This window comes from Desulfovibrio sp. 1214_IL3152 (genome assembly GCF_036763055.1).
GTDB lineage: Bacteria > Desulfobacterota > Desulfovibrionia > Desulfovibrionales > Desulfovibrionaceae > Desulfovibrio.
Window position 1 is genome coordinate 1 of the sequence record NZ_JBAIYW010000018.1, and the last position, 2,067, is coordinate 2,067.

General features: G+C 59.1%; 2 protein-coding genes. One reads left to right on the forward strand and one right to left on the reverse strand.

The annotated features are described in order from the left end of the window. On the reverse strand, window positions 1-313 hold a 313-nt coding region (gene argB / locus V6C07_RS00325), incomplete at its 3' end, for an acetylglutamate kinase (RefSeq protein WP_333534347.1). A gap of 247 nt (window positions 314-560) precedes the next feature. Between argB and V6C07_RS00330 the strand changes: the two genes are divergently transcribed. Continuing rightward, window positions 561-2,067: hybrid sensor histidine kinase/response regulator (locus tag V6C07_RS00330; protein ID WP_333534348.1), on the forward strand; the 1,507-nt coding region annotated here is incomplete at its 3' end.

The window sequence follows — 2,067 nt, forward strand, 5'->3', positions numbered from 1 at the left end:
GACCGGAAATGCCGGCGGCGCGCACGCCGTGCGCAGCCAGGGAGGCCACCACGGCCTTGTTTACCTGACCGCACAGCACCATTTCTACCGCTTCCATGGTGGGCTGGTCGGTAACGCGCAGGCCGTTTTCAAAACGGCTTTCAATATTCAGGCGCTGCAGCAGGGCAGAAATCTGCGGCCCGCCGCCATGCACGACGACAAAGCCCATGTGCTGGGCCGCAAGCTGGGCCAGATCTGTAGCAAAAGCCGTACACAGGTCGGGCTTGTCCATGGCGTGTCCGCCATATTTGATGACAACCGTGGTGTTGTTCATGCGTGTTCCTTGTTTGCGGCCGCGCTAGGCATCGCTATGTAATATGTCCGCTGACTGGCAAAATTAACACCCCGTCATGCGGCGCGCAAGCGGAGGCGGTGGCAAATGGGCGACAAAATCAATGCAATTTCGGCTTCATGGCGGTATGTTGCGGAAAACGGGCCGGGGGCTGTCCGGCCTTTCCAGAACGGCATTGTCTTGCGGGCGTAAAAGCGCTAGCCTGCACGCCAGCTTTGGAGGCAGTATATTGTTAGAGGCGCGGCGAATTTTTGACGAAGAGCTTTCCTGGGGACGCGAGGCAATGGCGGCGGCCAGTGTGGGGCTGTGGGCCATTTCATATGACACGCGCACGGAACGGACAGCCATGTTTACCAACGAGGCCATGCGGAGCCTGCTGGGCCTGCCTGACGGGTTGGACCCGGAAGCCTGCGCGGCTTTCTGGCTGCGTCATGTGGACAGCCTCGACATGCCTCTTATCCGGGAAAGGCTGGCGGTGTTCAAGAATGACGCCTCCATGCGCGAAATCCGCTATGCCTACCGCCATCCCCACATGGGTCTGGTGCATATGCGCTGCGGCGGCAAGCGCGTGTCTTCAGCGGACGATCCTGTTTTGCGCATTGTGGGCTTTCAGCAGGATGTCAGTGAACTGCACGCGGCGCACAATGCCCTGCGCGAAAGCCTTTCACGGCTTTCACTGGCCTGCCGTCTGGGCTGGCTCGGCGTATTCGAGCTGGGGCGCAAGAACGGCAAACCGGAATTTTCGTGCAACGAGATTTTTTACGAACAGTTTGGTCTGCATGAAAGTGCGGATGCCGCGGAGCGGCTCGGGGCCGTAGAAAAGTGCATACTGCCCGAAGACCGCCACCGCTGGCGCAATCTCTGCCGTGCCGAGGGCTGGACCCTGGGCTTTCAGGAGCATGTGGAACTGCGCGTGAGCCACCCGTGGCGCGGCCTGTGCTCATTTGCTGTGACGTATGAGGTGGTGGGTACGCAGAACGAACCCCGCATCACCGGCTATGTGCACGATGTGACCAAGCAGCGCCAGCATGAATGCATGCTGCGCGAGGCCAAGGAAAGCGCCGAAGCCGCCAATGCGGCCAAAAGCATCTTTCTTGCCAACATGAGTCACGAAATACGCACGCCCATGAACGGTATCATGGGTATGGCCCACCTGGTGCTCAATACGAACCTCAGCGCGCAGCAGCGGGATTATGTGGAAAAAATCCATTCCACCTGCGAATCTTTGCTGGATATCATCAACGATCTTCTTGATTTTTCCAAAATCGAAGCCAACCATATGGATCTGGAGGCCCTGCCGTTTCAGCCTGTCAATGAAATGGAAGCGGTGCTTGCCTTGCTGCGCCCGCGCACGCAGCACAAGAGCTGTGTGCTTGAAAGCCATATTGACCCTGATATTCCCAAAACGCTTGTGGGTGACGCCCTGCGCCTGCGGCAGATACTGCTGAACCTGGGCGGCAATGCCATCAAGTTTTCAGAGCGCGGCGTGGTGCGCGTGGATTTGCAGCTTTTGCGCCGCGAAGGTAACAGCATTACTCTGGCATGCCTTGTGAGCGACGAAGGCATCGGCATGAGCCAGGAAGAGCAGGAACGTATTTTTACGCCGTTTTCACAGGCGGATACGTCCATTACACGCCGCTTCGGCGGCACCGGCCTGGGGCTTTCCCTGTGCCGCCGGCTGGTGGAGCTGATGGGCGGCCAGATACATGTGCAGAGCGCGCCGGGCAAGGGCAGCG